General features: G+C 65.6%; 4 protein-coding genes. 3 read left to right on the top strand and 1 reads right to left on the bottom strand.

The annotated features are described in order from the left end of the window. Window positions 1-6: 6 nt before the first annotated feature. Window positions 7-1,167, bottom strand: a complete 1,161-nt coding sequence (locus ACU0BR_RS02905; protein WP_446155346.1) for a succinate--CoA ligase subunit beta — start codon at window positions 1,165-1,167, stop codon at window positions 7-9. A 153-nt stretch (window positions 1,168-1,320) separates the two neighbouring features. On the opposite strand from ACU0BR_RS02905, the gene ACU0BR_RS02910 reads away from it, so the two are divergent. From ACU0BR_RS02910 to ACU0BR_RS02920, 3 genes are all read left to right on the top strand, one after another. Beyond that, on the top strand, window positions 1,321-2,202 hold the full coding sequence (locus tag ACU0BR_RS02910) for a LysR family transcriptional regulator (protein WP_446155347.1): 882 nt from the start codon (window positions 1,321-1,323) through the stop codon (window positions 2,200-2,202). An 86-nt stretch (window positions 2,203-2,288) separates the two neighbouring features. Then, a complete protein-coding gene (locus ACU0BR_RS02915) occupies window positions 2,289-4,040 on the top strand; it encodes an NAD(P)H-dependent oxidoreductase subunit E (RefSeq protein ID WP_446155348.1) in 1,752 nt (583 codons plus the stop codon). A 1-nt stretch (window position 4,041) separates the two neighbouring features. Then, on the top strand, window positions 4,042-6,111 hold a 2,070-nt coding region (locus tag ACU0BR_RS02920; protein ID WP_446155349.1), incomplete at its 3' end, for a molybdopterin-dependent oxidoreductase.

Here is a 6,111-nt window from a genome sequence, read left to right on the forward strand (position 1 = left end):
GCTCCTTCAGCCGGCGATTTGCACGGCACGGGACACCGCGCCGGAGATGGTGTCGAAGACCTCGACCGGGATCTTGCGATCCTTGAGGATGCGCATGCCCCATTCGGCGTTCTGCCCCGCCAGGCGCGCCACCACGGGCGGTTTCCGTTCGGAGCGCGCATAGGCGATGGAAACGCCCTCGGCGACGGTGTCGCAGGCGGTCATGCCGCCGCCATGCACGTTCAGCAGGATCACCTGGGTGCGGGACTGGTTCAGCAACAGGGACACGCCCTTGGCAATGTCGAGGCTGGTCGCGGTGGTGCGGATGTCCATGAAATTGGCGGGCTGGCCGCCCGCGTCGAAGATCATGTCGTTGGTCGCGAGGCCGAGGCCCGCGCCATTCACCACCACGCCGATATTGCCGTCCATCCGCACCAGGTTGATGTCGTTCTTCTGGGCTTCCATCTCGGGGGCGGTCAGCCCCTGCCGGTCGGCCAGCGACTCGAATTCCGGGTGACGGAACAAGGCGCTGCCGTCCAGGGTGATCTTGGCGTCGATCGCCACCCATTTGCCCGCGCCCGTCCCCGTGCGGGCGAAGGGGTTGATTTCCAGCAGGGCCATGTCGGTTTCCACAAAGGCCTGCCGGGCCGAGAACAGGATATCCAGCGGCGGATCGCTGTCGATCCCGATCCCGGCGAGGAATTCGGTCAGCGTGGCGCGCGCCTCGGCCGTATCAGGCCCCAGTTCCAGCGCCTTGACGGTCGAGGGGTCCATCTGCGAGCGCTGTTCGAATTCGATGCCGCCGTCGGCCGAGGCCAGCAGCATCGGCTGCCCGGACATCGGGTCGAGAACGAAGGCCATGAAATAGCTGGAGACGAGATCCAGCGCCTCTTCGACCGAGACGGCCTCGACCAGCTCGCCGGTGCTGCCGTGCTGGGCCGTCACCAAGGTGGTGCCCAGCAGGCGCCGCGCCTCGTCCTTCACCGCCGAGGGCGTCGCGGCGAATTTGACGCCGCCCGCCAGACCGCGCCCGCCGGCGGTGATCTGCGCCTTGACCACGAATTTGCGCGCCGGGATCTCGGCGCATCGCTGCTCGGCCTCCTGCGGGTTATGCGCCAGGCGGCCGCGGGGAACGGGGACGTCGTATTGGGCCAGAAGCTCCTTGGACTGGTATTCGGACAGAAACATTCCGGCACTCCTCCCCCGATGCTTGTTATATGGTACTTGGTATGCCACGAAACGTTGCATGTCAACGCAACCGGCGCCCCGCGGGGGCGCGGTGAAAAGGCCTCAGACGCGCGATTGCGGCGCCGGGGCTGCACGTTGGAATTTGGAGGAAACATGCTTGATCTCAAAGACTTGCGTTGTCTGAGCGCGCTGGCGCGGCACAAGCATTTCGCCCGTGCCGCGCTGGAATGCGGGATCTCCCAACCTGCGTTCTCGATGCGCATCCGCCGGATAGAGGAACGCCTCCAGATCTCGATCGTGAAGCGGGCCAACCGTTTTCAGGGGCTGACCGAGGACGGGATGATGATCATGCGCCACGCGCGGTCCATCATGGACGAGGTCGAGATTTTCGAGCAGGAGTTCCGGTCGTCCAAGGGGGATGTGTCGGGTTCGCTCAAGATCGGGGTGATCCCCACCGCCGCGGGCTATGCCGCCACATTGCTGGCCGCGCTCAACCGCGATCATCCCAACATCGTGGGCCGCATCGAATCCGCGTCGTCGCTGGCCATCCAGCAGGGGCTGGAGGACGGTAGGTACGACGCGGGCCTTACCTACGAAGACGGCACGCCGCGCGATCTTTTGCAGATCGAGCCGCTGTACGAAGAAAGCTATGTGCTCATGGTGCCCGAAGCGCTGGCCCCGCGCAGCGAGGGCACGGTCACCTGGGCCGAGGCGGCGGAACTGCCGCTGACGCTGCTCGACCCCAGCATGCAGAACCGTCGCATCCTGGATCAGGTCTTCGATCTCGCGGGCGCCGCGCCACGGGTCATCGCGGAAACCAGCGGCTTCGCCTCGGCCATCGTGATGGTCGTGCAGGGGCTGGCGGCGACCGTTCTGCCGGGCGTGCTGTCGCAATCGCTGGGCGCGATCCAGGGCACCGTGATCCTGCCGCTGACCGAGCCGGTCGTCGAAAAGACGGTCTGCCTGATCACCGGCGCGCGCGAGACCAGCCTGCCGACGATCGAAGCGCTGAGGGCGGTCGCGACCCGCGATTGATAAGCGGTGATTATGGTAGGTTAACGAATCGGAATTTTACAACACAAGACGTTAATGCCACGCTGACGAAGTCATGGGAGGACAAGATGGCACCGTTGGACGAGCAAAAAGGCATCTGGAAGCAAAAAGGCACCGGCAAGAGCCGCAAGACCCCGAAGGGCCGCCAGCACGACGACGCCGCGCTGGAACAGGTTCGGGCGCTGATCGGCGACCGGCCGCGGCGGCGCGATCTTCTGATCGAATTTCTGCACCTGATTCAGGACCGTTACGGCCATCTGTCCGCCGACCACATTTCCGCGCTGGCGCATGAAATGCGCATGGCGCAGGCCGAGATCTACGAGGTCGCCACCTTCTACGCGCATTTCGACGTGATCCGCGACGGCGACACCCCGCCGCCCGCGCTGACCATCCGCGTCTGCGATTCGCTCTCCTGCGAGATGGCTGGTGCGCGGCAGCTGAAATCGGCGCTGGAGGAAGGGCTCGATCCCGCGCAGGTGCGTGTTCTGCGCGCGCCCTGCATGGGCCGCTGCGACACCGCCCCGGTGATCGAGCTGGGCCATCACCACGTCGACAATGCCACGCCGGAAAAGGTCATGGCCGCGGTCGGGGCGGGCCGGACCCATCCGGTCATCCCGCCCTACCAGCCGCTGGCCGACTATGCCGCCGAGGGGGGCTATCGGACGCTTGCCGATCTGCGCGGGAGCGGCGACTGGCAGGCGGTGCAGGAAAAGATCCTGAGTGCGGGGCTGCGCGGTCTGGGCGGCGCGGGATTCCCCTCGGGGCGCAAATGGGGTTTCGTGCGCGCCAACCCCGGCCCGCGCTATCTGGCGGTGAACGGCGACGAGGGCGAACCCGGCACCTTCAAGGATCGCTATCTGCTCGAACGGGAGCCGCATGTCTTCCTCGAGGGGATGCTGATCGCCGCCTGGGCGGTGGAGGCCGAGAAATGCTTCATCTACATGCGCGACGAATATCCGGCGGTGCTGCATATCCTGCACAAGGAGATCGAGGCGCTGGAGAAGGCGGGCATCGCACCCGCGGGCTATATCGACCTGCGCCGCGGGGCGGGGGCCTATATCTGCGGCGAGGAAAGCTCGATGATCGAATCGATTGAGGGCAAGCGCGGGCTGCCGCGCCATCGGCCGCCTTTCGTCGCACAGGTCGGGATCTTCGACCGCCCGACGCTCGTGCACAATGTCGAGACGCTTTACTGGGTCACCCGCGTCTGCCGCGAGGGGCCGGAGGTGCTGAGCGGCACCGAAAGGAACGGCCGCAAGGGGTTGCGGAATTATTCCGTGTCGGGCCGCGTCCGGCAGCCGGGCGTTCACCTGCTGCCCGCAGGTTCCACCATCGCCGATATCATCGAGGCGGCGGGCGGAATGCTGGAGGGGCATGAATTCAAGGCCTATCAGCCGGGCGGGCCGTCCTCGGGGCTGTTGCCCGCGTCGATCGACGATGTGCCGCTGGATTTCGACACGCTGCAACCCCTGGGCAGTTTCATCGGATCGGCCGCGGTGGTGGTGCTGTCGGACAAGGACCGCGCGCGGGATGCGGCGCTGAACATGCTGCGGTTTTTCGAGGATGAAAGCTGCGGTCAGTGCACCCCCTGCCGCACCGGCTGCGAAAAGGCGGTCAAGCTGATGCAGGCCGACGACTGGGACCAGACCCTGCTGGAGGATCTGTGCGACGTGATGGCGGATGCCTCGATCTGCGGTCTGGGGCAGGCGGCGCCGAACCCGATCCGGCTGGTGATGAAGCATTTCGGCGACGAGGTCGGCTGCAGCGCGCCCGACGCGCGCGGCGCGACCAGCTATGGCAATCAGAAAGGGGAGGTGTGACATGCCCGACGGATCACAGACAGCCACCGTCACTTTCAACCTCGACGGCGAGGACGTTACCGTCCCTGAGAATATCTCGATCTGGGAGGCCGCCCACGGACGCGGGCTGATCATCCCGCATCTGTGCCACAAACCGGAACCGGGATACCGCCCGGACGGCAACTGCCGCGCCTGCATGGTCGAGGTCGAGGGCGAGCGGGTGCTCGTGGCCTCCTGCATCCGGCCCGTGGCCGACGGCATGGTGGTCAGGACCGACAGCGCCCGCGCCCGCAAGTCGCGCGAAATGGTCGTCGAGCTGCTTGCCGCCGACCAGCCCGGGACGGCGCACGACCGCTCCTCGCATTTCTGGGACATGGCGAAACTCAATGGCGTCAGCGAAAGCCGGTTCCCCGCGATGGAGCCGGACCGCGTGCCGCTGCTCGACGACAGCCATGTGGCGATGCGGGTCAACCTCGATGCCTGCATCCATTGCAACCTGTGCGTCCGCGCGTGCCGCGAAGTGCAGGTCAACGACGTGATCGGCATGGCGGGGCGCGGGCATGAGGCGAAGATCGTGTTCGACCAGGACGACCCGATGGGCGCGTCCTCCTGCGTGGCCTGCGGCGAATGCGTCCAGGCCTGCCCGACCGGCGCGCTGATGCCCGCCTCGGTGCTCGATGAGCACCAGGCCGGCGACAGCAGGGATTATGATCGCGAGGTCGAAACCGTCTGCCCCTATTGCGGCGTCGGCTGTCAGCTGTCGCTGAAGATCAAGGACGACAAGATCCTCTATGCCGAGGGCATCGACGGTCCGGCCAATGAAAACCGGCTTTGCGTGAAGGGCCGCTTCGGCTTCGATTACATCCACCACCCGCACCGCCTGACCCGGCCGCTGATCCGCCGCGAGGACGCGCCGCCCAAGGGGCTGAACGTCGAGCCGGGCAATTTCGATAAGGTCTTCCGCGAAGCGAGCTGGGAAGAGGCGCTGGATTTCGCCGCCGGCGGCATGAAGGGCCGGGGCAGGGAAATCGCGGGTTTCGGATCGGCCAAATGCTCCAACGAGGAGGCCTATCTGTTCCAGAAGCTGATCCGCCAGGGCTTCGGCCACAACAACGTCGATCATTGCACGCGGCTGTGCCATGCGTCCTCGGTCGCGGCGCTGATGGAAAACGTCGGCTCGGGGGCGGTGACGGCCACCTTCAACGAGATCGAGAATGCCGATGTGGCCATCGTCATCGGCGCCAACCCGATCGAGAACCACCCCGTCGCCGCCACCTATTTCAAGCAGTTCGCCAAGCGCGGCGGCAAGCTGATCGTGATGGACCCGCGCGGCCAGGGCATGAAGCGCTTTGCGACGCATATGCTCCAATTCAAGGCCGGCGCCGACGTGTCGATGCTCAACGCCATCATGAATGTGATCGTGGAGGAGGAGCTCTACGACCGTCAGTACATCGAGGCCTTCACCGAGAACTGGGCGGCGATGAAGGCGCATCTGAAGGGCTTTCCGCCCGAGGAGATGGAAAAGGTCTGCGGCATCCCTGCCGAGACCCTGCGCGAGGTCGCGCGGACCTTTGCGGGCGCCAAGGCGGGCATGATCTTCTGGGGGATGGGCATTTCGCAGCACATCCACGGCACCGACAATTCGCGCTGTCTCATCAGCCTGGCGCTGATGACGGGGCAGGTGGGGCGGCCCGGATCGGGGCTGCATCCGCTGCGCGGGCAGAACAACGTGCAGGGCGCGTCGGATGCGGGGCTGATCCCGATGTTCCTGCCCGACTATCAGTCGGTCACCGACGACGGCGTGCGCTCGGCCTTTACCGAAGTCTGGCAATCGGGCGATTTTTCGAACGAAACGGGCCTGACCGTGGTGGAGATCATGGATGCCATCCATGACGGGCAGATCAAGGGCATGTATATCCTGGGCGAGAACCCGGCGATGTCGGACCCCGATGTCGATCATGCCCGCGACGCGCTGGCCAAACTCGATCATCTGGTGGTGCAGGACATTTTCCTGACGGAGACGGCGAACTACGCCGACGTGATCCTGCCGTCTTCGGCGTGGTACGAAAAGAACGGCACGGTGACCAACACC

Source organism: Brevirhabdus sp. (assembly GCF_052826345.1).

Excerpts from the sequence above, each read along its gene's own strand:
- ACU0BR_RS02905 (WP_446155346.1), bottom strand. The coding sequence starts at position 1,167 with ATGTTTCTGTCCGAATACCAGTCCAAGGAGCTTCTGGCCCAATACGAC.
- ACU0BR_RS02915 (WP_446155348.1), top strand. The coding sequence starts at position 2,289 with ATGGCACCGTTGGACGAGCAAAAAGGCATCTGGAAGCAAAAAGGCACC.
- ACU0BR_RS02910 (WP_446155347.1), top strand. The coding sequence starts at position 1,321 with ATGCTTGATCTCAAAGACTTGCGTTGTCTGAGCGCGCTGGCGCGGCAC.